The organism is Streptomyces sp. RerS4 (genome assembly GCF_023515955.1).
Classification (GTDB): Bacteria; Actinomycetota; Actinomycetes; order Streptomycetales; family Streptomycetaceae; genus Streptomyces.
In genome coordinates, this window is the sequence record NZ_CP097322.1 from 984,174 (window position 1) to 1,010,481 (window position 26,308).

Below are 26,308 nucleotides of genomic sequence, written 5' to 3' on the forward strand. Positions count from 1 at the left end.
CCGTACGGCGCTCCGTACGCGCTCCGGCCGCCGCTCGGGCCGCCACTCCGACCGCCGCGCCGGCACGTTTCAGCGGCTCGGCCAGGCTCCTGGGCGGCCTCCCGGGGCCTGTGGCGGGGTGGCGTCATGGACCAACAGGGCGATCTGCACGCGGTTGTTGAGGTCGAGTCGGGTCAGGATGCGTGACACGTGTGTCTTCACGGTGGGGAGCGCCAGGTGCAGGGTGCGGGCGATCTCCGCGTTGGACAGGCCGCGCCCCACGGCCAGGGCCACCTCGCGCTCGCGGGCGCCGAGCGAGTCGAGCCGGGCCCGTGCGGCGGCGGCCCGGGAGTCCTGGCCGCCGTCGCCCGCCGCCACCTGCTCGATGAGGCGGCGCGTGACGGCCGGCGACAGCACCGGGTCGCCGGCCGCGACCGTGCGCAGCGCCGCGACGATCTCGCTCGGCGGGGTGTCCTTGAGGAGGAAACCGGCGGCGCCCGCGCGCAGGGCACGTAACACGTGTAGATCGGTGTGGAAGGTGGTCAGCACGAGGACTTCGGGGGCCTCCGGCCGGGCGCGCAGCGCCTCGGTCGCGGTCAGCCCGTCGACACCCGGCATGCGAATGTCCATGAGCACCACGTCGGGACGGTACGCGGCCACGAGCGCGGGCACTTGCGCCCCGTCGGCCGCCTCGGCGACGACGTCGATGTCGTCCGCCCCGCCCAGCATGAGGCGCAGGCCGGCGCGGACGATGGCGTCGTCGTCGACCAGCAGGACGCGGATCACGCGCGCTCCTCTCCGGCGGGGTCCGAAAGGGCCGGACCGGGCCAGGGTAGTCGGGCGTGGACGCGGAAGTCCGCGCCGGCGGGTCCGGCCGTCAGTTCTCCGCCCGCGAGGCGGGCCCGTTCGGCGAGGCCGATCAGTCCGTGGCCGCCGCCCGCGCCCACGCTCGCGGGCGCGGGCGCGGGGGACGACGCGGCCGAACACGTGTTACGTACCTCGACGTCGAGCCCGTGCCCCGGCCCGCCGGTGACGCGGATCCGGGCGGTCGCGCCGGGCGCGTGTTTGCGTACGTTCGTCAGCGCCTCCTGCACGATCCGGTACGCCGTACGCCCCACCTCGGGCGGCGGCGCCTCCCCGCCGGGCGGGCCGCTCAGCTCGACGGGGGTGCCCGCCGCCGCGGTCTCGTCCACGAGCCGGGCCAGATCGGCCAGTTCGGGCTGGGGTCGCTCGCCGCCGCCGGCGGCGGCGTCCGCGGCCCCGGGTTCCTGGCGCAGGACCCCGATCACCTGGCGCAGGTCGCTCAGCGCGAGGTGCGCGCTCTCGCGGATCACCCCGGCGGCGCGGGCGATGTCCTCGCGGGGCGCTCCGGGGTTGAACTCCAGGGCGCCCGCGTGCAGGCTCAGCAGCGACAGCCGGTGCCCGAGTACGTCGTGCATCTCGCGGGCGATCTCCTCGCGGACCTCCGTGCGGGCCTGTGCCTCGGCGAGTTCGGCGCGTTCGCGCAACGAGGTGATGAGTTGCTGCCGGGAGCGACGGAAGAGGCCCCAGCCGACGGCGCCGGCGAGGAGTGCGAAGTACGTGGCGGCCGCGCCGACCCGCTCCTCGGACATCTCCGGCATCCGCCACAGGAACAGGGGCAGCGGGGCGAAGGCCAGCGCCGCCACGCCCGCGGTGACGCGCCAGGGGCGGGTCGCGGCGACCGTGAACACCGCGACCATCGCGGGGCCGGTCAGGTAGTGGGCCTGGCTGCCGGCGAGGAGCAGGACGACGGCCAGCGCGACCGGCCACCGACGGCGCAGCGGCAGCGCCGCGCAGCCGAGCCCTCCGACGACCTGGTCGGCCGTCCGCCAGGCCGGGTGGAGGTCCTCGGGGAGGGGGATGGACTGCGAGCTGACGGCGGCGAAGCAGGCCGCGAAGAGGATCAGCCCCAGGTCGGCGGCCCAGTCGCGGGGGGTACGGGTGATGCGGCGCATGTCCCTGGAATCTACGCGTGCGGGGCGCGGGGCGGTCCGTTCGGATCCGGAACGGATACTTAAGTACGAGCGGCGGCGACGGAAGACCGATCCGCGCGCCCGCGCCGCGGACCTACCGTCGGGGCATGACCTCCACTGCTTCCTCTTCCAAGTCCCCCGGGGCCGCCTTCTCGGGGCTGCTCTGCTTCGTCCTCGTCGTCGGTGGCGGGAGCGGGCTGCTCCACGAGTGGTTCGGCTGGATCCACTTCATGGGCTTCGTCCGTTTCCTCGTGCCGGACGGTTACGAGGTCTTCGGCTACGTCGTCATGGTCGCGCTGGGTCTGGCGGTGGGCGCGGCGGGCGACGCCCTCAGCCGTCGAGGGCGTCGCTGACCTGTGCGTCGGGGTGCGTGCGGCCGGCTCGGCCGTCAGCACTTCAGCGTGGTGGAGGAGGCGGCGACCGTCTCCTCCAGCTTCACGACGTGGGGCCGGATCGCGGTCAGGGTGTTCTGGCCGGTGGTGTCGCCCGGCAGGTCCTCGTAGGCCTTCTTCAGGTTGTCGCCGGCGGCCGTGAGGGCGTCGCGCTTGGCCTGTTCCAGGGACTGAAGGTTGTCGCCCATCGCGTCGAGATCCTCCTTGACGGCGTCGTAGGCTTCCTTGATCTGGTCCTTGGTCGCGTTGGCCGGATCGAGGGCGCGCAGCTTGGCGGTGTCGCCCTTGAGTTCGGAGAAGTTCGTACACAGGGCCTGGGCGGCCTGGGTCGCTTCCTCCTTGGGCGTGGTGTTGTCCTTGTCGTCGGAGCACGCGCTGAGACCGAGGGCCGCGGTGGCGCAGATCAGGGTGGTCGCCGCGAAACGCTTCATGGGTGGTGCCTTTCTCAACTCTCCACTGGATCCGGTGGATCCGGTGAGGGGAGTCCATGGCGGGTATGATCATTTCTGACCAGTTCCGGACAAACCTCGCATACGGGCTCTGGTTCCGCATCCGTTGATACGCCACCTCACTCACCCGTCGGGCCCGCCCGGACGTGCGTCCGCCGCCCGCCGGCGGTTGACTGGGCCGGACGGAGGGCGGATCAGGCCGAGCGAACCCGAACGAGGAGGCGGCGGTGACAGCCGTTACACGTGTTGGCTGGACGCGAAAGGTATGCGGAACGGTGCTCGCGGTCGCGCTGGCCGCGGGGGCGACCGGATGCGGGGACGAGGCCAAGGAGAAGGTCACGGACGTGGCCTCCCAGGCGGCGTCGGCCGCCTCCCAGGCCGGCGACGCCCTCCGGTCCGCCTCGGACGCGGCCCGGAAGAAGCTGAGCGAGGTCAAGGGCGGCGTGGACGCGAAGGACGCGGTGACCCTGGGTCAGCCGGCGACCCACGGGGACGACCACCCGACCGTCCCGGTCACCGTCCGCAACTCCACCGACTCCGCCAAGTCCTTCGCCGTCCAGGTCAACTTCCGCGATACCGGCGGGAACCTCCTCGACACGGTGGTCGTGACCGTCGCGAACGTGCCCGCCGGCGGGTTCAAGGAGGGCACGGCGCGCAGCACGCGCGGCCTGTCGGGTCAGGTGAAGGTCGACGTCGGCACGGCCCTGCGCTACTGAGGTCGGGCCGCGCGTCGGGGCGGCCGCACCGGCCTCTCGGGATTTGCCGGGGTCCGGGGCCGGGCGGAGCATGGAAGTGTCCCATCCGCTTCGAGAACGGGGCATCCCATGACCGGCAGGCTTCCCCCGACCGACCGAGCGCGCCTTCGGTGGACGTGCCGAGCGGCGGTCGTCACCGGGACGGCGTGCGCACTGGCCATCGGCCTCTCCGTACCGGCCTCGGCGGCACAACTGGTGAGCGTGCAACTGGACGCTCCCGACGTCACGGTGACCTTCCGCGACACCGACCCCGACGACTCCCGCCACATACTCGTCCTGCGACCGAAGGACGGTACGGGCGAGACGCGGCGCGTCGAGGTCGCGGGCGAGGTCCCCAGTGTGAACAGGACCGTGGTGAAAACCGTGAACGCCGGTATCCGGGCAGGTGTGGCCTACTGCGCGGTGATCAACACCGGGACCAGAGGGTCTGAGGACGTCGGCGGGGCGTTCGGTACCAACTACAATTCGAACGAGGTCTGCTCGGAGCCCGCCGGCTCCGCCAACGCCCCGTCCGACGTGGCCATCGGCAGCATCACCGGCGAAGAGAACCCGCCCGCCGGAACGAACCGCAACTACTGGATCGGCTACTCCAACCCCGGCGCCGACGCCACGGGCGTGACCATCACCGTCCAGACGTCCGGCACCGTGACCGTACGACGTCCTCCGGAGTCCGGAACCTTCAACGGGTTCCAGTGCTCGGGCGGTTCGACGGGTTACACGTGTACCGGCGGCAACCTCCCCAAGGGAACGAAGAACCAGATCCCGGTGCTCGCCACCATCACCCGGGCCGGTCCCGGCGCCATCCACGCCACCATCACCGCCGAGGGCGACCCGAACCCCGGCAACAACAGAAGCACGCTCGGCGTGCTGGCCGTCTCGAAGTAGCCCTCGCATCGCGGCTCCCCGCACCCCCTCCCACCCCGGTCGACACCCGGCCCCCGCCGGGGGACGATGAGAGGAGACGGGCGCCTTCCGAACAGCCCCAGACCGCCGCTTCCCCGCGACGGCCGGAGGGAGAAACCCCCGGAACGGTGCCGTACGGCCTCTTGGCCGACGGCCCTCCTCAGGCCGCGCCGCGCCCGTACCGAGCGGTTGTCCGCACGCCGCCCGCACGGTCACGCACACCTCTCCCTCCGTCACTCCGTGAGTGGAGAACGCCATCATGAACCGGCCAACCCGTCGGCACGCCCGACGCACCGTCGTCTCCTCCCTGATCGCCGCGTCGTTCCTCTCCGGAGGGCTCGCCGCGCTGTCCCCCGCCGCCACGGCCGCCGCCCCTACGGTCGTCCCCGCCATCGGCACCTGCACCGTCACGCCCGCCGCAGACGGGCTCAGCATCACCATCACCGGAAGCGGCTGGAAGCCGAACGAGGCACTCAGCCTCAACGACGGCGAGAGCACCTTCCCGCTCAGCGTCGACGCCGACGGCAACTTCATGCTCAAGCGCTTCCAGAAGAACACCGACTTCACCGTGCTGCCCGACAGCGGTGGCTTCAAGAACTGCATGGTGGCCAAGGCGGACAAGAGCCAGACGCAGAAGGACAAGGAAGCGATCCGCAAGGCCCGCCAGGACGGCTTCAACGCCGGGGTCAAGGCCGGCAAGGCCGCGGCCCAGGAGAACTGCGACGCGGCCAAGCCGAAACCGCCCAAGAAGCACCCCGGCCTGACGGCCCAGGACGAGGCCGTCGAGAAGGCCTTCAACGACGGCTTCCTCGCCGGCGCCACCAGCGCGTTCAACAAGTTCTGCCGCACCGGCGGCAACCGCTGAGCCGGGGACGAACGTCATGCGCGCCAGAGTTGGCATCGCCGTGGTGTGTCCCCTGGCCGTCTCGCTCCTCGGCCTCGGCCCGACGGCCGTCGCCGAGGTTCCCGGGTCGGTTCCGCAGTCGGCCGTCAGCGCCGTCACGGTCGGCAGTTGCATCGTCAAACCATCCGACGACGGCGCCACGGTCACCGTGACCGGCACCGGCTTCATCGGAACCGGCGGCGCGGCCCTGCGGGGCAACGCCCCCGGCGCCACCGTCGGCCTCGGCAACCTGGACGGCCTGAACCCGCCGGGAGTCTTCAACCTGACCGGACTGCCGCCCACCGACTACGCCGTCCACCAGCAGAAGGGCGGGGTGGTGCCCTGCCGGCAGGTGCGTTCCGACAAGGCGACGAACCAGGAGCTCGTACGGGCCGCACGTGACCGCGGCTTCAACGCCGGGGTCAAGGCCGGCAAGGCCGCGGCCCAGGAGAACTGCGACGCGGCCAAGCCGAAACCGCCCAAGAAGCCCCCCGGGCTGGCGGCCCAGGACGAGGCCGTCGAGAAGGCCTTCAACGACGGCTTCCTCGCCGGTGCGACGAGCGCCTTCGACGCCTTCTGCCGCACCGGCCGCTGACCGGTCGCCGCCTCTACGGCCGCACGGGCGGCGGGACCACCACCTGGGTCCCGCCGCCCGACTCGGCGGGCGAGGCCGACCGTTCCGCCGCGTTCGGCGCCTTCGGCGGGGGCGCGCTGGACTCCCCCGGGCTGACGCCGGGGCTTACACCGGGGCTGACGCCGGGCCCGACCCCAGGCCTGTCACCGCTGGCCGTGGCCGGGCCCGACGGGGTACCGGCCGACGTCTCGGACGACGGCTCCGACGGGGTTTCGGTGGACGGGCTGTCCGACGGGGTTTCGGTGGACGGGCTGTCCGACGGGGTTTCGGTGGACGGGCTGTCCGACGGGCTCCCGCTCTTCTCGGGTGCGGGACTGTCGCCGTCACCCTCGGACGGCGGGGTGCTCGCCGGCGGCGAGTCAGGCGGGTTACTCGTGTTGGGCGACGGGGGCGGCGGCGGGGTGGGGATCACCGGAGGCACGACGGGCGGCACGATCTGCTTGTCGCGCTCCGGCTTCGGTCCCCGCTCGCGCTCGTACCACCGGCGGTCCTTGTGGTCGTAGATCACGATCTTGTTGATGACGGTCACCGACGGGGCGATGACCACCACCTGCGAGGGCTGGTACGACGTCCACGGCCGTCCGTGCCGCTTCGGGTCGGCCGGGAGCGCCACCGGGGCGCCGAGCGGGTTTCCGCACGCGCACCGCACCCTCGGCACCCCCCGGTCGTCCACGAGTACGGCCGTCCCGGCCTGGAGGACGGCCTGGTAGGCCGTGGGCCGGCCGTCGCGGAAGCCGTGGTTGGTTACACGTGTGTCCACGCGCAGTTGTACGGGCGTCAGCGAGCGTAGGTAGCCCGGGACGGACGCGACCCGGATACCGAGGGCTTCGGCGAAGGCGCCGTTCTTGGCGGGCTGCGCGGCCAGGACGGTGATCTGCTTCTCCACGTCGCAGCTGGCCACGTCCTTCGTGCCGCCGTAGAGCCCGGGTGCGGAGCCGCTCACGCTGCGGGTCCCCGGCGCGGTGGCGGTGGCAGCGGGACTCCGCTCGGGCTGGGGCGGCGCCGTGGCCTGGCGGTTGGCGGTGGACTCCGTGAAGGGGTCCGGGCCGGCGTCGGAGACGGGTTGCAGGAACACCTCGGCCGCCGCGCGCTGCGTCGGCCCGCCACCGCCGGGACGGGTGAGGACCACGACGAGGGCGGCGACGGCGGCCAGGGCGACCGCCACCGCCGCGAGCCGGGGCACCGAACGCCACCAGTGCCCCGACGAGCCCCCACCGGCCCCACCCGACCCGCCCGCCCCGCCTGGCGGCGCGGGCGGCGGCGACGGCGGCGGCCCTGCCGCCCGCCGGACAGCGGCCCCGACGGCGGCCCGGCGGGCCGCCCGGCGGAACCCGATCGCGACGGACCGGAGGACCAGGAGGGGCCGGAGGAGCCCGAACCGCCCGAGGAGCCGGAGGAGCCCGAGGAGCCGGAGGAGCCCGAGGGGCCTGCACCGCCCGAGGACCCCGAGGACCCCGAGGATCCCGCGGAGTCGAAAGGGCCGGTGGGGCGGGTGGAGCCGGCAGCGCCCGAGGAGCCGGAGGGGCCGGTAGAGCCAGCAGCGCCCGAGGGGCCGGTGGGGCCGGTAGAGCCAGCAGCGCCCGAGGGGCCGGTGGGGTCGGTAGAGCCGGCGGAGCGGGAGGAGCCCGAGGAGCCCGAACCGGCCGAGGACCCCGAAGATCCCCAGGGGTCGAAGGAGTCGGTGGGGCCGGGGGAGCCGGCAGCGCCCAAGGAGCCCGAGGGGCCGGAGCGCCCTGCGGCTCCCGCGGCGCCTGAGGGATCCCCGGGCTCCGGGGGGCGTTCGCCGGAGGGTTGCGTGGTCACGTCGCGGCCCTTCCTCCCGGGCTCGGCGGCCGGCCCCGATGGGATCTCCTCGGACAGTGGCACCATTGAGCGCCGTCCGGGTGGTCACCGCAAGCGGAGGATGCCTACGGTTGACGCGTGAGCCCTACCTCGGCGAGCCCCACCCCCACGAGCGTCACCTCCCCGAAGGCCTGGTGCGACGCGCTCGCGGCCGTCGTGGCCGGGTTCGCCGTGATGACCGCGGTGGCCGCCGCCGGGTTGGCCTTCGCCGGAGCGGGCGAACTGCCGGGCGGTGCCTTCCCCCGCGTCGTGGCCGCGGTCGTCGTGATGGCCGCCGGTGGCGCGGTCGAGGTCACCGGCGGAGCCGGGCTCCTGGCCGAGGCCGACGTGAGCCTGTCCGTGCTCCCGCTGTCGGTGAGTCTGGCGGGCGCGCTCGTCACCGGCTGCCTGTTCCTGCGTCCGCTGTGCCATCACGCGGTGATCCGGTCCGGCGAACTCCTCGCCCGCGCCGCCCAGGCGATCGTGCTCTGGCTCGTCGCCCTCGTCGTCTTCGCGCTCCTGGCCCGTCGGACGTTCGGGCTCGTCACCGGCGACTCGCCCCTCGCGGAGATCGGCGAGATCGTCGACGCCGCCCCGACGGTGGGTTTCCGCGCCGACGTACCCGCCACCCTCGGTTTCGGACTGCTGTGGATCCTGGGCCTGTTGGTGATCTCCCTCCTGGTCTCCCGCCGGGCGCCGCTGCCCGCCGGCCTGCTCCGCTTCCACACCGCCGTCCGCCCGGCCGCGTTCGCGACGACCGTGCTGCTCCTCGCGTATGTGGCCGTCGGCGCCGTCGTCGGCCTGGTGGTGGCCCTCACCCAGGGGCACGCCGCCCGCACCCTGGCCGTGCTCCTGCTCGGGTTGCCCAACCTCGCCTGGCTCGCCCTCACCCTCGGCTTCGGCGGCGCCTGGCAGGGCAGGGTGGAAGGGCCGTTCGGGCTGCCGATGCCGCAGCTGCTGGATCAGGTGCTGCGCGGCTCGGCCCCGTCCTCCGTCGACGTGGCCACCCTCGCCGAGCGGGATCCCCGGGCGTGGTGGCTGGTCGTGGTGGCGGCCGTGCTGCTGCTCTGTACGGGCGTGCTGGCCGCCGTACGCTCCCCCGCGCGCGTTCCCGCCTGGCGGCACGCGCTGCACCTGGCGGTGGCGCTCGCCCTGGCCACCGTGACGGTCTGTCTGCTGGCACGTGTTAACGCGCAGTTCGGCCTGACGCTCCTCGGCATCGGCGACATCGGTGGCCTCGGCGGCTCCGTCGAGCTGACCCCACTCCTGTGGCGCACCACCGCCCTAGCCCTGCTGTGGGGCGCCGTCGCGGGCTTCCTCGGAGCGGTCCTGGCCCGTCCCCTGCGCCACCGCGGCCGGATCTGAGAACACGATCCGAGAACACGTGTAACCACCCGCCCCCGCTACCCCCCGATCACCGGCCGTGCCCACCCCGGCGGTTCGGGCGGCGGTCCGGCTTCCGCCCGAACCACCCGTGTCGGCGGATGCGCACGCGAACCCGCCGAACCCACCGAACCCGCCCGCCGCAGGGCCCCGGTGAACGCCAGGCAGCTCGGCCACCGGTCCTCGGGCGCCTTCGCGAGAGCCTTGGCCAGCACCGCGTCGACCGCCCCCGCGAGTTCCGGCCGGCGGGCGCTGGGCGGCGGCGGTGGATCGTACTGGTGCGCCCACAACAGGGCCATGTCGTCGTCGCGTCGGAAGGGCGGGCCGCCGGCCAGCATCTCGTGGACGACGCACCCCAGGCTGTAGACGTCGCAGCGCCCGTCCACCGGCTTGCCGGCGATCTGCTCGGGCGCCACGTAGTCCAGGGTGCCGACGAACTGCCCGACGCTCGTGAACCCGCTCAGCGAGAGGGACTTCTTCGTCAGCCCGAAGTCCGTGAGGTACACGTGTTCGGGGTGTTCGCTGTCGGTCCCCTCCGCCACCAGGATGTTGCCGGGTTTGACGTCGCGGTGGACGAGGTCGTGGGCGTGGGCGGCGTCGAGGGCCGAGGCGACCTGTCCGGCGATCCGGGCGGCCGCTTCCACCGGCAGCGGGCCGGTCCGGTCGAGCAGGGCGCGCAGGTCGTGTCCGGCGACGTAGCGCATGGCGATGTACAGGAGGCCCTCGGTCTCGCCCGCCTCGAAGACCGGCACGATGTGCGGGTGGTCGATGGCGGCGGCGACCTTCGACTCGTGCGCGAACCGCTGCCGGAAGGTGTCGTTGCGGGCGAGTTCCGGCGCGAGCACCTTCAGCGCGACCGTGCGGTCCAGGCGCAGGTCACGGGCCCGGTAGACGACGGCCATGCCGCCGCGGCCGATCTCGCTCTCGACGAGGTACCCGGCGAGGCGCCGCCCCTCCAGGTCGGACGGTCGCCCGCCGAGTGAGTCGGCGGCGCCCATCAGGGCCCTCCCGGCTCGGGCCGCTCCACGACGCGGGTCGGATCGTGGGGCACTTCCCGTACGTCGCCCCGTGCCCCGGAATCACCCTCGCCGGGCGGCGGCTGCGGTGCGGGTGCGGCTTCCGGTCCCGTGGTGACGGCGTACGTCGCCGGGTGACCGCCGTCGGCGTACATCCACCGCCGCGTCGTGTCGTCGTAGATCCACACGGAGGCCCCGTCGATGACGATCCCGGCGCGCAGGCCGGCCAGGGCGCGGCGGAATTCCTCACCGTCGGGGCCCGCGCTGGCGGCGCCGGGCTCGCGCTGGGCTCGTAGGGCGCCCAGGTAGCGTTCCAGCGCGTCGGCGGTGTGGGCGAGGAGCGGTTCGGGGTCGTCGGTGCGCGCGAGGGGCACGCCGAGGGTCGGCGGCGGCTGCGGGACCGCCACCAGGAGTCGGCCGTCGACCCAGGCGGACCATCCGTTGGCGCAGAGGATCTCCCCCCAATCGCCGCGCCGAGCCACCAGGCGCACGGGCAGGAAGGGGTCCAGCGGCGCGGTGGGCCGTGACGCGTCGGGGGTTTCCCAGGTGGGCAGGCCGTCCGGGGGTACGACGTGGGTGGGACGGAATTCCAAGGCGGAGGTGGCGGAGGCGCCGTAGGTGCCAGGAGTGCCGGGAGTGCCAGGAGTGCCAGGACTGCCGGGAGTGCCAGGGGTACCGGCGTTGCCCGGGTCCGCCGCGCCACTCATCCGACGCTCTACTTCCGCATGATCGCGGGCTCGTGCCGCCGCAGCAGCCGCGCGACCAGCACTCCGAACAGCACGGACAGGGCGACCAGCATGCCCATGTTCAGCAGCCAGACCCCACCTGAGTGGGCGAAGAGGGGGTCGTCGGTGAGGGGGCCGGGGACGATCCGGCCGAGGTCGATGGTGCCGGCCATGGCGCCGAGCGCCCAGCGCGCGGGAACGAACCAGGCGAGTTGTTCGATCACGGGCACACCCGCGAGCTGGAGGAGGGCCCCGCAGAAGACCACCTGCACGATGGCGAGCAGGACCAGCAGCGGCATGGTGACCTCTTCCTTCGTGACGAGGGCGGAGACCAGGAGGCCGAGCATCATCGCGGTGAAGGAGAGGAGGGCGACGGCGAGGGTGATCTCGACGAGGGTCGCCAGGAAGACCCCGGAGGCCTCCGGGGGGCTCTGTTTCACGCCGAAGAGGCCGACGAGGGTCAGGACCACGGCCTGGGCGACCGTGATGGTCCCGAGGACGACGACCTTGGACATCAGGTAGGCGGACCTGGAGAGCCCGACGGCGCGTTCCCGCTGGTAGATGACGCGTTCCTTGACGAGTTCGCGCACGGCGTTGGCCGCGCCGGTCAGGACGCCGCCCACGCACAGGATGAGCAGCGCGTTCATCGCCGTCTCCCGCGTGAGGGTACCGCCGGCGAGGGCGCGGGCCATGGCTCCCATCACGAACGGCAGCGCGATCATGATGGCGAGGAAGGTGCGGTCGGCGCCGAGGGCGGCGGCGTAGCGGCGTACGAGGGTGGAGAGTTGGGAGCCCCAGCTCTGGGCCTTGGGCGGGGCGGGAGCGAAGCCGGCCGGGCCGGGCGGGGTGGTGTCGGTCCGGGAGCGGGCGGCGGCGCCGGCCACGTAGGCGCGGTACTGGGGGGAGGCGGCGTACTGGCCGGCCCAGTCGCGGTCCTGTTGGTTCTCGAAGGCCTCGAAGGCCTCCGGCCACTGGTCGAAGCCGAAGAAGTCGAGGGCCTCCTCGGGGGGTCCGAACCAGGCGATGCGGCCTCCGGGGGCCAGGACGAGCAGCCGGTCGCAGACGTCGAGGCTGAGCACGCTGTGGGTGACGACGATGACGGTGCGGCCGTCGTCGGCGAGGCCGCGCAGCATGTGCATGACGGAGCGGTCCATGCCGGGGTCGAGGCCGGAGGTCGGTTCGTCGAGGAAGAGCAGGGAGGGTTTAGTGAGGAGTTCGAGGGCGACGGAGACGCGTTTGCGCTGGCCGCCGGAGAGGCTGTGGATGGGCTGGTCGACGCGTTGACGCAGGCCGAGTTCGGTGATGACCTCGTCTACGCGGGCCTGGCGTTCGGCTTTGGCGGTGTCCTGGGGGAAGCGCAGTTCGGCGGCGTACGTGAGGGCGCGGCGGACGGTGAGCTGGGCGTGCAGGATGTCGTCCTGGGGGACGAGGCCGATGCGGCTTCGTAGTTCGGCGTAGTCGCGGTAGAGGTCGCGGCCGTCGTAGAGGACGGTGCCGTGGTCGGCGGGGCGTAGTCCGGTGAGGGCGCCGAGGAGGGTGGATTTCCCGGCGCCGCTGGGTCCGACGACGGCGAGCAGGCATTTGGTGCCGACGGGGAAGGAGACGTGGTCGAGGAGGGTCTTGCGGCCGTGGTCGACGGCGACGGCGAGGTCCTGGACGTCGAGGGAGACCTCGCCGGTGTCGACGTATTCCTGGAGCCGGTCGCCGACCAGGCAGAAGGCGGAACGGCCGATGCCGACGATGTCACCCTCGGCGATGCGGGCGCGGTCTACGGGGACGCCGTTGAGGTAGGTGCCGTTGTGGCTGCCGAGGTCGACGATCTCGCGGGTGCCGTCGGGGAGGGCGCGCAGTTCGGCGTGGCGGCGGGAGACGACGAGGTCGTCGATGACGAGGTCGTTGCCGGGGGCGCGGCCGATGCGCAGGGTGGTGCGGGCGGGGAGCGGGCGGATGTTGGTCGGGCTGCGGAAGGTGCCGGTGTGGGAGGGGTCCGAGACCCGGGAGGGGCGGGCGTCGTCGGCCGGGCGGAGGTCGGCCGGGCGGAGGTCGGCCGGGCGGAGGTCGGCCGGGCGGAGGTCGGCCGGGCCGGCACCGGCCGAGCGAAGGTCAGCCGGGCCGGGGTCGACCGCCGGGGCGGGGGCGCCCTGGGGCGCGCGGGGCGGCGTACGGTCGCGGAGGCGGGCGCGGGGGCCGTCGTCCGCGCTGCCGAAGCGCAGTTCGCTGCCTGGGCCGACGGTCCACGCGTGGACGCGGTGGCCGTCGGCCCAGGTGCCGTTGGTGCTGTTCTCGTCCTCGACGGTCCAGTGGTCGCCGTCGGGGCGCAGGATCGCGTGGTGCCAGGAGACACGGGCGTCGTCGAGGCAGATCTCGCAGAGGGGGTCTCTGCCGACGTGGTAGGTCCGGCCCGGACTCATCTCGGTGGAGCCCTCGGCGGTCTCCAGGACGAGTGCGGGCGCGGTCGGCACACCGGGGCGCTGGACCATGCAGAGATTTTCCCACGATCCGCCGGCGCCGGCATAACCGCAGGTCAGAGCGTGCTTATGGGTAATGACAACGGTCCCCGTTGCAGCCTTTGCCGTTCCGCGCGCGGTGCGCTTCACTTCACGCGACGGGACCGGACAGACGGGGGATGGATGCGATGAGCGGACACGATCACGGCGGGCGGCACGACCACGCCGAGCACGGCGGGGACGGGCACAACCACGCCGGGCAGGACCACGCCGGACAGAAGCACGCCGGACACGGCCACGCCGGGCACAGTCACGGCGTGGACCCGAACGCCGACCGGCGGTGGCTCGCGATCGCTCTCGGCCTCATCGGCGGCTTCATGGCCGTCGAGGTGGTCATCGGTGTCATCGCCCGGTCCCTGGCGCTGATCTCCGACGCCGCGCACATGCTGACCGACGCCGTCTCGATCGTGCTGGCGTTGATCGCGATGCGGCTGGCGGCGCGGCCGGCGCGCGGCGGGTTCACGTTCGGCCTCAAGCGGGCGGAGATACTCTCCGCGCAGGCGAACGGGCTGACGTTGCTGCTCTTGGCGGTGTGGCTGGCCTACGAGGCGGTGCGGCGGCTGCTGGACCCGCCGCCGGTCGCGGGCGGGTTGGTGCTGGTCACGGCGCTGGCGGGGATCGTCGTCAACGTGGCGGCGGCCTGGTGCATCTCGCGGGCGAACCGGTCCTCGCTGGCGGTGGAGGGCGCCTACCAGCACATCCTGAACGACCTGTTCGCCTTCATCGGGACGGCGGTCTCCGGTCTGATCGTCCTCACCACGGGCTTCGCGCAGGCCGACGCGATCGCCACGCTCGTGGTGGTGGCGCTGATGGTGAAGGCGGGCTACGGCCTGGTGCGGGAGTCCGGACGGATCTTCCTGGAGGCCGCTCCGGCGCACCTGGATCCGGACGCGGTCGGCGACCGGCTCGTGGGGCATCCGCCGGTGACGGAGGTCCACGACCTGCACATCTGGACGATCACCTCCGGGCAGGCGGCCCTGTCCGCACACGTGCTGGTGGAGCCGGCGGGCGACTGCCACGCCGTACGCCGCGACCTGGAGGGGATGCTGGCGAAGGAGTACGGGATCACCCACACGACCCTCCAGGTGGATCACGTCCAGGACACCCTGCTGTCGGTGGGCCGGGCGGGCGAGGGGCCGGACGACGGCGGCCCGCACTGCGGGGACCCCCACGGCCCCGTCCACCGCCAGGGCCCGCACGCGCACTGACCTGGAAGGTGTCCGGGCGGGCGGGGTAGGCCGGGCCCCGGGCGGGGGAGGTATGGGGCCATGACCGGACCGAAGAGGTACAAGCGCAGCGCCGGGCTGCTGCTGTTCCGCCGTACGGGGGACCCCGCCGCGTCGGCACCGGAGCCGACGGCGGGGCCGGGCGTCGAGGTGTTGCTCGGGCACATGGGCGGTCCCCTGTGGGCGGGGCGTGACGCGGGCAGTTGGGTCGTCCCCAAGGGCGAGTACGCGCCGGACGAGACGCCCCGGGACGCGGCCCGCCGCGAGTTCACCGAGGAACTGGGCCTGCCGCCGCCGGAGGGCACGTACCTGCCGCTGGGCGAGGTGCGCCTGAGCAGCGGGAAGCTGGTGACGGTGTGGGCGGTGGAGGCGGATCTCGATCCGGCGCTGGTGGTGCCGGGGACCTTCACGATGGAGTGGCCTCCGCACTCGGGGCGTGAGCAGGAGTTTCCCGAGTTGGATCGGGTGGCCTGGTTCACGCCGGAGGCGGCCCGAAAAAAGATGATGATCTCTCAAATGCCTTTTCTGGACAGGTTGTTGGCGTTACTGGACGGTTGACCCGACCTTTACTTGCCGGCAAACCCCACCTGCGTGGACATTGCACATATGACGAGCGTCGTGCTGGTGGGAACCCTGGACACCAAGGGTGTCGAGTACGGCTGGTTGCGCGAGAGGCTGCTGCGCACCGGCGTCGAAGTGGTACTGGTCGATACGGGGATCATGGGAGAACCCCGGGTGGCCGCGGACGTGCCGCGCGAGGCGGTGGCCCGAGCCGCGGGAACAGAACTGTCGCACCTGGTCACGGCCGCCGACCGGGGCGCGGCCGTGACGACGATGGCGCGGGGGGCCGAGGCGGTCCTCTTACGCCTGCACGCCGAAGGCCGGCTGCACGGGGTGCTCGCGATAGGCGGCAGCGGCGGCACGTCGATCGCGACGCGGGCGATGCGGGCACTGCCGCTCGGCGTGCCGAAGGTGATGGTGTCCTCCATGGCGTCCGGGGACGTGGCCCCGTACGTCGGATCGGCGGACGTCACGATGATGTACAGCGTCGTGGACATCGCCGGGATCAACAGCGTCTCGGCCCCGATCCTGACCAACGCCGTGGAGGCGATCGCCGGCATGGCCCGCGGCTACGCCCACGCCACCCCGGAGCGGCGGCGTCCGGCCCGACTCGGCGCGGGATCGAAGCCGCTGATCGCGGCGAGCATGGCGGGGGTGACCACCCTCGGCGTGGACGCGGCCCGGGAACGACTGACGGAACTCGGCTACGAGGTGCTGGTCTTCCACGTCAGCGGTACCGGTGGCCGCACCCTGGAGACCCTGGCCGACCAGGGGATCTTCGCCGGGGTGCTGGACCTGACGCTCAGCGAACTCGCCGACGACCTGTGCGGCGGGATCCTCACCGCCGGGCCGGACCGGCTGAGCGCGGCCGGGCGGGCCGGGATCCCGCAGGTGGTGAGCCTGGGCGCGTTGGACATGGTGAAGTTCGGGCCGCTGGAGACGCTGCCCGAGCGGGCCCGCTACCGGCGGGTGCGCGTCCACAACCCCTCGATCACGGTGATCCGTACGACGGAGGCCGAGTGCGCGGAGCTGGGCCGCCGGGTCGCCGCCAAACTCCGCGTGGCGACGGGCCCGACGGCCGTCTGCGTCCCGCTGCGCGGGCTGTCCACGCTCGGCGCACCGGGCGGGCCGTACCACGACCCGGACGCGGACCGGGCGCTGTTCTCGGCGCTCCGTGACGGGCTGCGGGGCAGCGCGGCCCGACTGTACGACTACGACACGCACATCAACGACCCGGCGTTCGGACGGGCCGCCGCCGACCGGCTGCACGCGATGATCGGCGCGGTCTCGGCGGCCGCCTGAGCCGCTCCCCACGCCGTGCTGACACACACCGGTGACGTGCGCGGGGATTGGGAACCGGCCGTGGCGGAAACCACGTCCCAAGGTGGTGGCCGGTCGGGGGACGACCGGCCGGCCGCCCGGGGGCGGCCCCGGGTGGCACGGACGGGGGCGAACGATGAGCTACGGCTGGACGGTACCGGGGTACACCGAGGTCCGCGAGCTCGGCGCGGGCGGCAGCGGCCGCGTCGTGCTCGCCGTCCACGACCTCACCGGGACGGCGGTGGCGGTGAAGTACCTCGCCGACCGGCTGCGGGAGGATCCGGCCTTCGTACGGGAGTTCCGGGCGGAGGCCCGGCTGCTCGGGGGGCTCGGTTCCCCGTACGTGGTGGGCCTGTACGAGTACGTGGAGGCGCCGGGCGGCGCCGCCATCGTGATGGAGCTGGTCGACGGCGTGTCGCTGCGCGCGGTGCTGCGGGAGTCCGGTCGGGCCGACGTCGAGGCGGCGTTGGTCGTCCTCAAGGGCTCGCTGCTGGGGCTGGCGGCGGCCCACCGGGCGGGTGTCGTGCACCGGGACTACAAGCCGGAGAACGTGCTCGTCGCGCCGGACGGTTCCTCGAAGCTGGTGGACTTCGGCATCGCGGCGGGCCGCGGCACGACGCCCGGGGTGGCCGGTACGCCCGCCTACATGGCACCGGAGCAGTGGCAGGGGCAGCCGGCCTCGCCGACGGCCGACGTGTACGCGGCCACCGCGACCTTCTTCGAGTGCCTGACCGGCCGCAAGCCGTACGACGGAACGAACTTCGCGGAGCTCGCCGTCCAGCACATCGAGGCGCCCGTCCCCGAGACCGAGGCCCCCGAGCCGGTACGTCCGCTCATCCGGCGGGGCCTGGCCAAGCGCCCCGAGCAACGGCCGGAGAACGCCGAGGCGTTCGTGGCGGAGCTGGAACGGATCGCGGTGGCCGCGTACGGGCCGCACTGGGAGGAGCGCGGGCAGCGCAAGTTGGCGGCGCTCGCCGCGCTGCTGCCGTTGCTGTTCCCGTCGGCCGGAGCCGCCTCTGCGGGCACCACGGCGGTGGCGACCACCTCCGTCGGCGGCACGTCGGGCTGGGCGCCGGGGCGCGGCGGCTGGTTCGCGACGGGGCTCGCGCTGGTCTTGGGGGCGCTGCTGGTGCTGACGACCGACGCCGTCGGCGGGACGCCGCCGCAGGCGTCGGCGCTGAGTGAGTTCGCCACGACGAGCCCGGCCCCGCCGGGCGCCGGGCCGAACGCCTCCCCGTCGGGTTCCCCGTCCGCGCCGGTCTCGCCCTCGCCGGGGCCGTCGGCGTCACCGTCCGCGTCGCCGACGCACTCCCCCACGGCGAGCCCCTCGGCCACGCCCTCGCCCACGCCCTCGCGCTCCGCGAGCCCCACGGCGAAGCCGACGGTGAGCGGGCCGCCCACGCACACCGTTACTCCGACGCCGTCACCCACGCTGCGCGTGACCAAGCTCGACGTCGCGCTGAAGCCGGGGGTCTACCGGGGCGAGGCCACCGTGTCCCTGGCGACGCAGGGCACGGGCCAGGTCACGGTCGTCCTGGAGTGGTTCCTCGGCGACCGGCAGGGGGACTACGCGGTCCCGGACGGCCGGGAGACGGTCACCGTGTCGGCCGGCTCCCTGGCCCCCGTCACCCGGTCCCACACCTTCGCGCGGGGTCACGGCTGCTACGGCGGGGTCCGCGTCACCACCCGGCCCGCCGCCGGCAGCGGCTCGGCGTCCGACTCCCAACTGCTGCTTCGATGCCAGGACCAGGAGCCCCAGGAGCCTCAGGAGCCCCCGCGATGACCGATCCCCGCACCCCTCAGGGGGACGACGACTACAGCGCCACCGTCCTCGGCAGTCACTGGTTCACCGGCCCGCCGCAGCCCGAGGACGCCGCCCCCGACCGGGTGGAGGGCTCGGTGCTGCGGTTCGGGCCGGGGGTGACGGCGGCCATGCCGGCGCCGTTCCCGCCGGCGCCGGCCGCGCCGCCGCCCGCCCCACGACGCGGCGGGGGCTGGCGGCGCTACACGCTGGCGGCGGTGGTGCTGGCGGCGGTGCTGGGGTACCTGGGCTGGCAGCGGTTCGGGCCGGGCGTCGAGGTGCGGGGCCTGTCGGTCAGCACCGACCCGCAGGGGCCGGGCTGTGACGCGGCGGCCGATGTGGTGGCCGTCGTACGGACCAACGGGCGCCCCGGGACCCTCACGTACCGCTGGGTCCGCAGCGACGGGACCCGGTCGGCGGACCTCACGGAGCGGGTGGGCGGCGGCCGCGAGGAAGCCACCTTGCACCTGCTGTGGACCTTCCAGGGCGCGGGCACGTACGCGGCGCGCGCCGAGCTCCAGCTGCTGTCCCCGGAACGGCGCGCGGCGGCGACGGAGTTCACGTACCGGTGTCGTTACTAGAGGGGGGGCTTCCCGGTCAGCCCCGCTCGGTCCCGGTCAGCCCCACTCGGTCCCGGTCGGTCCCGGCCGGTCCCGGTCGGTCCCGGCCGGTCCCGGTCAGCGCAGGGCGGGCTCGCCCGCGCTGATCGCGCTCATCACGCGCTCGACGGTCTCGCGCTGTTCGCCGACGGGGGCCGCGTAGCCGATGGAGCCGCGCGCGGCCTCCTCGCCGAGCGTGCGGGTCATCACCCACGCGGCGAGGTACTGCGAGGCCAGGCAGCCGCCGGCCGTCGCGATGTTGCCCTCGGAGTGGAACGGCGCGTCCAGGACGGTGACGCCCAGCCCCTCCACGAACGGCCGGCTGGTCAGGTCGGCGCAGGCCGGCATGTCGCTCAGCAGGCCGAGCCGCGCGAGCACCAGTGCGCCGGAGCACTGCGAACCGATGAGCTGGCGCGTCGGGTCCAGGGGCAGCATGGCGAGCAGCCGGTCGTCGGCGATCACGTCACGCGTCTTCACCCCGCTCCCGATCAGGACGACGTCGGCGTCGGGGATGAAGTCCATGGGGCGCTGCCCCCTCACCTCGACGCCGTTCATCGAGGTCACCACGGGCGTGGGGGTGGTGATGAAGGCCTCCAGGCCGTCCTTGCGACAGCGGTTGATCAGCGCCGAGGCGATGAAGCTGTCGAGCTCGTTGAATCCGTCGAAGGTGACCACGGCTACCCGCATCGAAACTCCTCGGTCGGTACGTCTCTCAGGGCCTGAGTCTTCCACCCGCCATGCCCGCTCGCCCTGGGCCAATCGGCGGGAAGTGGCCTGCCGTTCCGTGGCTTCGAACGGTTTCGGCCCGTGCCGGTTCCGGCCGTCGGGAACCTCTGGATCGGCCCGTGGCCGCCTGGCCGGCCGCACGGGCACCCACGCCGCGCGGAAGGCCCGCAGCCGCTTTGGGAGTGGCTGCGGGCCGTTTCACGTGTAACCGTCCCCCGCCGCAACCGGGGGACGGGGATCAGGACCGCGCGTGCGCGGTGATGTCGGCCTCGAACTCCACGGTCATCGCCGGGGTCACGCTGGGCCGGCACTGGGCCACGGCCGCCAGGTAGTCCTCCGTCGTCGCCCCGAGCTGCGCGGCCGCCGCGCCGCGCGCGCCCACCGCCTCCAGGTCCCGTTCGAAGGACACCTGGGCGGCGGTCCGGGCCGCGTGCTCGATGTCGGCGGGGGTGAACAGTTCGGTCGCCGCGACGAGTGCGGCCACGTCCACGTCCGCGCGCCCGGCCGTGTAGCGCGACCAGATCGCCGCGCGGGCGGCGGCGTCCGGGGTGCCGATGGGGATCAGGTAGTCGAAGCGGCCGGGCCGCAGGAAGGCCGGGTCGAGGGAGCGGATGGAGTTGGTGGCGCAGACCAACAGCCGCTCGTCACCCTCCCGGAACCCGGGGATCAGCTTGAGCAGCTCGTTCGTCACCCCGTGCATCCCGCCCGGGTGCGCGGGCTCGGAGCGTACGGGCGCGATCTCCTCGACCTCGTCGATGAAGACGAGCACCCGCTCCAGCTCGGCGATCCGGGCGAACGCGTCGCGCAGCGCGGTGGCCAGGTTCCCGCCGTCGGCGAGGCGTGAGGGCAGCAGCTCCACGAAGGGCCAGCCGAGGCGGGAGGCGATGGCGCGGGCGAAGGTGGTCTTTCCGGTGCCGGGCGGTCCGAAGAGGGTGATGGCGCGCGGCGGGCGCACCCCGTGGGCGGCGGCCCGTTCCGGCTCGGCGAGCGGGAGCACCACGCGGCGTTCGATGAGGTCCTTCTCGGTCTCCATGCCGGCGACCTTGGCCCACAGGTCCGCCGGGAGGAAACGGCCGCCGAGGTCGTCGAGGAGGCCGGCCGCCGGTCCGTGCAGGGGCTCGGTCTTCTCGAAATAGGCGACGGCCGGTTGGCGCGTGTAACCGGCGTTGAGGAGGCCTTCGCCGAGGAGGTCCTCCTCGGGCAGGACGTACGCGATCCGGCCGACGCGCGCGGCGATGAGCCGCCGCTCCAGCTCCACGAGCAGCGCGCTGGCCAGCCCCCGTCCGCGCCAGCCGGCGGCGATCGCGATGCGCATGACCCAGGCCCGCTCGCCCGTCACACAGGCGAGCGCCGCGCCGATCGGGACGCCCTGGTGGACGGCCACCACGCAGGGCTGCCGGTCGGTCAGCGCGCTGATGCACTCGGCGAGGGAGAAGACGGATTCCTGGCCGAGGTCGGCCGTGGTGTCTATGAGATGGACCACTGCCGCGAGATCGCTCTCGCGGTAGTCGTGGATGAGCCAGTTCACCTGGTACCGCCCCTCGTTCGTGCTCCTGCGGCGAGGCTAGGCGCGGCGGGTCCCCACGCTCCCGCGCCTTCGTGCACAACAGCCGCTCCGGAACTGCGCCGCGGCGTCCATAGACCGGTGTCTTCCGCCGAAGCCGTCCGCCGCCGACCCCAGCGCCTTCATGGCTTCCGACAGCCCGGCGCCCGGGTGGCCGGGATGCCGGGGACTCTGGGGTTCGCGGGTTCGCGGGTTTGCGGGTTCTCGGGTTCGCGGGTAGGTTCGCGGATTCACAGCCGATTCACATGGAATACCGGGCTCCGGACACAGCTTCGCCGGAGAGGCTCGGCGCATGATCCAAACCAACCCTCCCCGACGGGCGGCCCGGATCCTGCTCGCGCTGACCGCGATGGCCGCCCTCGTGAGCGTGGACGCTCCGGACGCCCGTGCCACCGCGCCGCTGGGTGTCACCGCCGAGGCGCTGCCCGACGCGACCGCGGACCGGGTCGGCGCCCTGTTCGCGGGCGGTCTGGACGGCGGGCACTTCTGCACCGCCGCCGTGGTGCGGAGCGCGGGCCGCGACGTGATCGCCACGGCCGCGCACTGCCTCGACCACCCGGCCACCACCGTGTTCGCGCCGGGCTACCGGGACGGGAAGGCCCCGTACGGGGTGTGGCGGCTGGCCGAGGTGAGCGTGTCCCCCGACTGGACCGACGGCGAGGATCCCGACGACGACGTCGCCTTCGCGACCCTCGCCCCGCTGGACGGGGTGCGCGTCGAGGACGTCGTCGGCGGCTTCCCGGTGGCCGCCGGGCAGCCGGACGACGTGACGGTGACGGTCCTCGGCTACCCGAGCGAGCGGGACGCGCCGCTGCGCTGCGCGAACTCCACCTCGCTCCTCTCGGACACCCAGCGCCGCATCGAGTGCCCGGACCTGAGCGGCGGCACCAGCGGCAGCCCGTGGCTGGTGGACGGCGCGCTGGCGGGGGTGCTCGGCGGATACGAGGGCGGCGGCACGGTCGCGGAGGTGTCCTACAGCGCCGTACTGGGCGAGGAGGCACGGGAGCTCTACCGGACGGCGGCCGACGCCCCCTGAGCCGGCGGCGGCTCGGCGGTCCACTGGATCAACCGTTCGCGGGCGAGGCCGATGGGGGTCAGGCCGGTGGTCTCCTTGACGACGTCGTTGAAGTGGGCCTGGTCGTGATGTCCGGCGAGCCGTGCCACGGTCGCCAGGGGCAGCCCCCGGCTCTGGAGGCGCAGCGCGTTCGTGAAGCGAAGGATGCGGGCGACCTCGGCGGATGAGCGGCCGATCTGTTCGCGGAAGCGGCGTTCGAGGGTCCGTACGCTCACCAGCCCCTGCGCGGCGAGCTGCGTGACCTTGATCCGTCCGTCGGTCCGGTGGAGTTCGCGCCACCCCCAGATCACGTCGGGGGCGACGCGGGGGCCGCCGTCCCGCGGTGGCACGCAGTTGCTCGGGGAGGTGGCGCAGGGTGCGGGGCAACAGGTGGGAGGGGTCGAACCGCGGCTCGCGCCACTGGGACATCGGGACCCCTAAGAGCCGGTAGGTGCCTGTCCGCCAATGGCTGACAGCGGGGCCGGCCGTCGTCGACGTCGTCGCAGCGACGCGGCACCGGGCGGGCGACGGCCGGCCCTCAGCCGCGGGGTTACGCGTGTTACCTACGGGGCTTCCGCCACGACCGCCGGAGCCTCGAACCAGGTCGGCTCGTCGAGCAGCGCGCGGCGCACCCGGTCCAGGGCGAAGGTCCCGAGCGGCGGCAGGGCGTCCGTGTCGAACCAGGCCACGTCCAGGGACTCGTCGTCGTTGACCCGCGCCTGGCCCCCGACGGCCCGGCACCGGAAGGTGATGTCCTGGAACTGGCAGATGTCACCGTTCGGGTAGACGATCGGGTCCTGCATCTGCACGAGGACCACCCGCTCGGGGACGCACCGCACGGCGGTCTCCTCGTAGACCTCTCGCACCGCCGTCTCGGCGGGCTGCTCCCCGGGTTCGGCGATCCCGCCGATCACCGACCACTGTCCGCTGTCGGCCCGTCGGCCGAGCAGGACCCGACCCCCGTCGTCGAAGACGACGGCGGACACGCCGGGCAACAGGAGCAGTTGTCGCCCCGCGCGGGCGCGGATGGCGCGGATGAACTCCGGTGTGCTCATGCCCCGACCTTACGAGACCTCCGGCCGGCCCAGGCCCAGCCGAGCCCGCCGGCGGCGACCAGCAGCAGCGCGTACTCGGGCAGCGGGCCCAGGCGGGTCGCGGGGGTCTCGGTCGAACGCAGCGGGATCTCGGCGACCAGCGCGTCGGCGGTGAACAGCTTCGTCTGCGAGACGACCGACCCGTCGGGCCGGATGACCGCGCTGACCCCGCTGGTGACGGGGACGAGGACCGTCCGGCTGTGCTCCACCGCCCGGACCCGGTCCATGGCGAGCTGCTGGTAGGTCATCTCGGTCCGCCCGAACGTGGCGTTGTTGCTCGGGACGGCGATGACCTGCGCGCCCGCCCGGACGGTGGAGCGGACCGCGTCGTCGAAGGCGGCCTCGTAGCAGGTGACCATGCCGACGCCGGTGCCCGCCATGTCGAACACGCCCGGTTCCTTGCCGGGGCCGAAGTCGCGGCGCACCCGGTCCACGTCGGAGCTGAAGAGCCGGACGAAGGAACGCATCGGGATGCGTTCGCCGAAGGGCTGGATCTTGCGCTTGTCATAGGTGTCGGTGGGGCCCTTGACCGGGTCCCACAGGATCATCGTGTTGCGCAGCGGCCCGGTCTCGGGGGCCAGGACGGAGCCGATCGCGACGGGCACGCCGATGGCCTTCACGGCGCGGTCGATGACGGCGTAGGCGTCGGGCTGCGTGTACGGGTCGATGTCGGAGGAGTTCTCGGGCCAGACGACGAAGTCGGGCTTCGCGGCGCGGCCCGCCTTGACGTCCTCGGCGAGCTGGACGGTGCGGTTGGCGTGGTTGTCGAGGACCTGGCGGCGCTGCGCGTTGAAGTCGAAGCCGGCGCGCGGGACGTTGCCCTGGATCACCGCGGCGACGGCGGTGCCGTCCTCGGCGGCGTCGGAGACCAGCGGTCGGGCCGCGAGGGCCACGCCGATCGGGGCGGCGACGGCGAGGGCGGCGAGGGCGGCGGTGCTCCGGCGGGGGTGGGAGCGGGCGATGCGCATGGCCTCGTAGAGGCCGAATCCGCACAGCGCGACGGCGAACGACAGCAGCGGGGTGCCGCCGAGGGCGGCCAGCGGGACGAAGACGCCCTCGGCCTGGCCGAAGGCGAGCTTGCCCCAGGAGAAACCGCCGAACGGGGCCCGTGCGCGCAGGGCCTCGGTCGCGACCCAGACGGCGGCGGCCCACAGCGGCCAGGCGGGCAGCCGGCCGACGAGGGCGATGCCGAGGCCGGCGAGGCCGATCAGCAGGGATTCGAGGGTGACGAGCGCCAGCCAGGGCACCGGTCCGACGCCCTGACTCGTCCAGACGAGCAGCGGCAGCAGGTAGCCGAGCCCGAAGACGAAACCGAGGCCGAAGCCCGTGCGGGCGCGGCGGCCGCGCAGGCAGCCGGCGAGCAGCGCGAGCGCGAAGGGGGCCAGCCACCACAGGGGGCGGGGCGGGAAGCTGACGTAGAGCAGCACGCCGGCGAGGGCCGCGAGGACGATCCGCAGCGCCCCGGCGCCCTTGCGCGGGCTCCGGCTCGCGTCGGACGGGGCTTGGGTTCCGTGCGGGCGGTCGGTTCCGGGATCCGTCGTGGCTCGACCGGCGGCTCCGGAGGGCTCGCTTCCGGCGGCGCGGGTGACACTGCTGCTCATCTGGCGGAGTGTACGTCCCCGGACCCCGAGGACCGGTAAGGAGCCGAGGGGAACGTGGTGTGGAACGCCGTGGCGATCAACGGGCGAGGGTGCGCAGGTGGGCGCGCAGGACGCGGACGGCGTTCTCGGCGTCGTCGACGGTCACCGTGAACATCTTGCCGTCGCCGAGCCGCAGCTGTACGCCCTCCCCGCGGCGGACGATCACCGCGGTGCCCTTCTCGGGCCGCCAGCGGTAGCCCCAGCCGCCCCACTGCTGCGGGGTGATGCTCGGCACGAAGTCGGCGGAGGTGACCTGGTCGAGGCGGATCGTCCGGCGCGGCAGCCCGATGTGGCCGCAGCGGACGATCAGGGCCTCGGAGTCGATCGTGACGGCCACGTACACGAAGGCGAGCGTGCCGTAGAGGATCAGCAGACCGGCGGCGAGGCAGCCGATCACGGACATGAGCAGCGGCACCCCGGTCCAGGCGTGGTCGACGGCGAGCGTGACGCCGAGCGCGAGGCAAAACGCACCGGCCAGCGCCAGCAACCACTGCGCGCGGTTGGAGGCCCGGCCGGTCCAGAGGGGACCAGGGGGGTGCGCGGTCATGTGCAGCAGCGTACTCACCTTCCGCATGGGCGCCACCGCCTCTGCGCCACTCGGCGCACCGCTCTCGGAGAGGCGCCTGCCCACGCTTGACCTCGACCAAACTTGAGGTTCTACGGTCGTCGTCATGAGGCCACGGCAGACCAACGACGAAACGGACGGCGCCGAAATGACCACGAAGACAGAGACCAACACCGACACCGGCACCGGCACCGACACCGGCGTCGACACCGACGCCGGCCGGCAGGTGGACGAGACCGTCCCGGAGCGCTACCGCTCCGCCGTGGTGCCACACATCATGGTGTCCGACGCGCCCGCGGCCATCGACTTCTACGCGCGGGCCTTCGGCGCCGTCGAGGAGTTCCGCCTCGACCACCCCGACGGCGGCGTGATGCACGCCGAGATCCGGATCGCCGGAGCGGTCCTGATGCTCGGGGACACCCCGCACGGTCTCTTCGCCGCCCCCACCACCCTCGGCGGAACCTCGGTCGCGCTGCACGTGTTCGTCCCGGACGTGGACGCGCTCTTCCGCACCGCCGTCGCGGCCGGCGCGGAGCCCGTCCGGGAACCGGCCGACCAGTTCCACGGCGACCGCACCGCCTCCCTCCGCGACCCCTTCGGCCACCTGTGGATCTTCCTGACCCACCTCACGGACGTCCCCTTCGAAACCCTGACCCACCGCCTCACGGAAGCGGCAGCCGGGGCGTAGGGCCGCCCCCTCACGGTTCGGCACGAACG

General features: G+C 73.5%; 25 protein-coding genes and 1 pseudogene. 13 read left to right on the forward strand and 13 right to left on the reverse strand.

The window, feature by feature from the left end; all coding sequences use genetic code 11:
• Positions 1-69 precede the first annotated feature (69 nt).
• Together M4D82_RS04480 and M4D82_RS04485 are read right to left on the reverse strand one after the other, a co-directional pair.
• Entirely contained in the window at positions 70-810 is a 741-nt protein-coding gene (locus M4D82_RS04480; RefSeq protein WP_502989047.1) for a response regulator transcription factor, read from the reverse strand.
• On the reverse strand, positions 762-1,955 hold the full coding sequence (locus tag M4D82_RS04485) for a sensor histidine kinase (protein WP_249764778.1): 1,194 nt from the start codon (positions 1,953-1,955) through the stop codon (positions 762-764). Before M4D82_RS04485 ends, M4D82_RS04480 begins: the two co-directional genes overlap by 49 nt.
• 125 nt (positions 1,956-2,080) lie before the next feature.
• Between M4D82_RS04485 and M4D82_RS04490 the strand changes: the two genes are divergently transcribed.
• Positions 2,081-2,326, forward strand: a complete 246-nt coding sequence (locus M4D82_RS04490) for a hypothetical protein (protein ID WP_249764779.1) — start codon at positions 2,081-2,083, stop codon at positions 2,324-2,326.
• A gap of 35 nt (positions 2,327-2,361) precedes the next feature.
• Here M4D82_RS04490 and M4D82_RS04495 read toward each other — a convergent pair whose 3' ends face one another.
• On the reverse strand, positions 2,362-2,796 hold the full coding sequence (locus M4D82_RS04495; protein WP_249764780.1) for a hypothetical protein: 435 nt from the start codon (positions 2,794-2,796) through the stop codon (positions 2,362-2,364).
• Between the two features lie 293 nt (positions 2,797-3,089).
• Here M4D82_RS04495 and M4D82_RS04500 point away from each other — a divergent pair, with 293 nt between their 5' ends.
• From M4D82_RS04500 to M4D82_RS04515, 4 genes are all read left to right on the forward strand, one after another.
• Entirely contained in the window at positions 3,090-3,530 is a 441-nt protein-coding gene (locus M4D82_RS04500; RefSeq protein ID WP_249764781.1) for a hypothetical protein, read from the forward strand.
• A gap of 234 nt (positions 3,531-3,764) precedes the next feature.
• Positions 3,765-4,454, forward strand: coding sequence for a DUF11 domain-containing protein (locus M4D82_RS04505; protein ID WP_249764782.1), 690 nt, complete (start codon positions 3,765-3,767; stop codon positions 4,452-4,454).
• A 277-nt stretch (positions 4,455-4,731) separates the two neighbouring features.
• Positions 4,732-5,337: a hypothetical protein gene (locus tag M4D82_RS04510; RefSeq protein WP_249764783.1), complete on the forward strand. Its 606-nt coding sequence runs from the start codon at positions 4,732-4,734 to the stop codon at positions 5,335-5,337.
• A 16-nt stretch (positions 5,338-5,353) separates the two neighbouring features.
• Positions 5,354-5,950 (forward strand): hypothetical protein, encoded by a 597-nt coding sequence (locus M4D82_RS04515; RefSeq protein WP_249764784.1) that lies wholly within the window; start codon positions 5,354-5,356, stop codon positions 5,948-5,950.
• Between the two features lie 169 nt (positions 5,951-6,119).
• Here the strand turns inward: M4D82_RS04515 and M4D82_RS04520 are convergent.
• Positions 6,120-7,282 (reverse strand): annotated as a pseudogene (locus M4D82_RS04520) (DUF6777 domain-containing protein); the annotation flags it as partial.
• Positions 7,283-7,909: 627 nt separating this feature from the next.
• Here M4D82_RS04520 and M4D82_RS04525 point away from each other — a divergent pair.
• Entirely contained in the window at positions 7,910-9,175 is a 1,266-nt protein-coding gene (locus M4D82_RS04525; protein ID WP_249764786.1) for a streptophobe family protein, read from the forward strand.
• A gap of 38 nt (positions 9,176-9,213) precedes the next feature.
• On the opposite strand, the gene M4D82_RS04530 is transcribed toward M4D82_RS04525, so the two are convergent.
• The 3 genes from M4D82_RS04530 to M4D82_RS04540 all read right to left on the reverse strand — a co-directional run bounded on the left by M4D82_RS04530 (position 9,214) and on the right by M4D82_RS04540 (position 13,414).
• The gene (locus M4D82_RS04530; RefSeq protein ID WP_249764787.1) at positions 9,214-10,191 is read right to left on the reverse strand and encodes a serine/threonine-protein kinase; all 978 of its coding nucleotides are present in this window, start codon (positions 10,189-10,191) and stop codon (positions 9,214-9,216) included.
• Positions 10,191-10,802: a hypothetical protein gene (locus tag M4D82_RS04535; RefSeq protein WP_249764788.1), complete on the reverse strand. Its 612-nt coding sequence runs from the start codon at positions 10,800-10,802 to the stop codon at positions 10,191-10,193. Before M4D82_RS04535 ends, M4D82_RS04530 begins: the two co-directional genes overlap by 1 nt.
• Before the next feature lie 122 nt (positions 10,803-10,924).
• Entirely contained in the window at positions 10,925-13,414 is a 2,490-nt protein-coding gene (locus tag M4D82_RS04540; protein ID WP_249764789.1) for an FHA domain-containing protein, read from the reverse strand.
• Positions 13,415-13,569: 155 nt separating this feature from the next.
• Here M4D82_RS04540 and M4D82_RS04545 point away from each other — a divergent pair, with 155 nt between their 5' ends.
• From M4D82_RS04545 to M4D82_RS04565, 5 genes are all read left to right on the forward strand, one after another.
• Positions 13,570-14,649, forward strand: a complete 1,080-nt coding sequence (locus M4D82_RS04545) for a cation diffusion facilitator family transporter (RefSeq protein WP_249764790.1) — start codon at positions 13,570-13,572, stop codon at positions 14,647-14,649.
• Between the two features lie 60 nt (positions 14,650-14,709).
• Positions 14,710-15,225, forward strand: a complete 516-nt coding sequence (locus M4D82_RS04550; protein ID WP_249764791.1) for an NUDIX hydrolase — start codon at positions 14,710-14,712, stop codon at positions 15,223-15,225.
• Between the two features lie 48 nt (positions 15,226-15,273).
• The gene (locus M4D82_RS04555; protein WP_249764792.1) at positions 15,274-16,530 is read left to right on the forward strand and encodes a Tm-1-like ATP-binding domain-containing protein; all 1,257 of its coding nucleotides are present in this window, start codon (positions 15,274-15,276) and stop codon (positions 16,528-16,530) included.
• Positions 16,531-16,684: 154 nt separating this feature from the next.
• Positions 16,685-18,331, forward strand: coding sequence for a serine/threonine-protein kinase (locus M4D82_RS04560; protein WP_249764793.1), 1,647 nt, complete (start codon positions 16,685-16,687; stop codon positions 18,329-18,331).
• A complete protein-coding gene (locus M4D82_RS04565; RefSeq protein WP_249764794.1) occupies positions 18,328-18,930 on the forward strand; it encodes a hypothetical protein in 603 nt (200 codons plus the stop codon). Before M4D82_RS04560 ends, M4D82_RS04565 begins: the two co-directional genes overlap by 4 nt.
• Positions 18,931-19,026: 96 nt before the next feature.
• Here M4D82_RS04565 and M4D82_RS04570 read toward each other — a convergent pair whose 3' ends face one another.
• Together M4D82_RS04570 and M4D82_RS04575 are read right to left on the reverse strand one after the other, a co-directional pair.
• Positions 19,027-19,635: a type 1 glutamine amidotransferase family protein gene (locus tag M4D82_RS04570; protein ID WP_249764795.1), complete on the reverse strand. Its 609-nt coding sequence runs from the start codon at positions 19,633-19,635 to the stop codon at positions 19,027-19,029.
• Between the two features lie 277 nt (positions 19,636-19,912).
• Positions 19,913-21,202 (reverse strand): ATP-binding protein, encoded by a 1,290-nt coding sequence (locus M4D82_RS04575; RefSeq protein ID WP_249764796.1) that lies wholly within the window; start codon positions 21,200-21,202, stop codon positions 19,913-19,915.
• Positions 21,203-21,530: 328 nt separating this feature from the next.
• On the opposite strand from M4D82_RS04575, the gene M4D82_RS04580 reads away from it, so the two are divergent.
• A complete protein-coding gene (locus M4D82_RS04580) occupies positions 21,531-22,274 on the forward strand; it encodes a trypsin-like serine peptidase (RefSeq protein ID WP_249764797.1) in 744 nt (247 codons plus the stop codon).
• Here the strand turns inward: M4D82_RS04580 and M4D82_RS04585 are convergent.
• From M4D82_RS04585 to M4D82_RS04600, 4 genes are all read right to left on the reverse strand, one after another.
• Entirely contained in the window at positions 22,247-22,642 is a 396-nt protein-coding gene (locus M4D82_RS04585; RefSeq protein ID WP_249764798.1) for a helix-turn-helix transcriptional regulator, read from the reverse strand. The genes M4D82_RS04580 and M4D82_RS04585 overlap by 28 nt on opposite strands.
• A 213-nt stretch (positions 22,643-22,855) precedes the next feature.
• Positions 22,856-23,347 (reverse strand): NUDIX hydrolase, encoded by a 492-nt coding sequence (locus M4D82_RS04590; RefSeq protein ID WP_249764799.1) that lies wholly within the window; start codon positions 23,345-23,347, stop codon positions 22,856-22,858.
• Entirely contained in the window at positions 23,344-24,987 is a 1,644-nt protein-coding gene (gene lnt, locus M4D82_RS04595) for an apolipoprotein N-acyltransferase (protein ID WP_249764800.1), read from the reverse strand. The genes M4D82_RS04590 and lnt overlap by 4 nt, the downstream gene beginning before the upstream one ends.
• Positions 24,988-25,063: 76 nt before the next feature.
• Complete coding sequence (locus M4D82_RS04600) at positions 25,064-25,573, reverse strand: hypothetical protein (RefSeq protein ID WP_249764801.1); 510 nt, start codon at positions 25,571-25,573, stop codon at positions 25,064-25,066.
• 295 nt (positions 25,574-25,868) lie between these two features.
• Here M4D82_RS04600 and M4D82_RS04605 point away from each other — a divergent pair, with 295 nt between their 5' ends.
• Positions 25,869-26,279, forward strand: a complete 411-nt coding sequence (locus M4D82_RS04605; RefSeq protein ID WP_249771457.1) for a VOC family protein — start codon at positions 25,869-25,871, stop codon at positions 26,277-26,279.
• Positions 26,280-26,308: the final 29 nt, after the last annotated feature.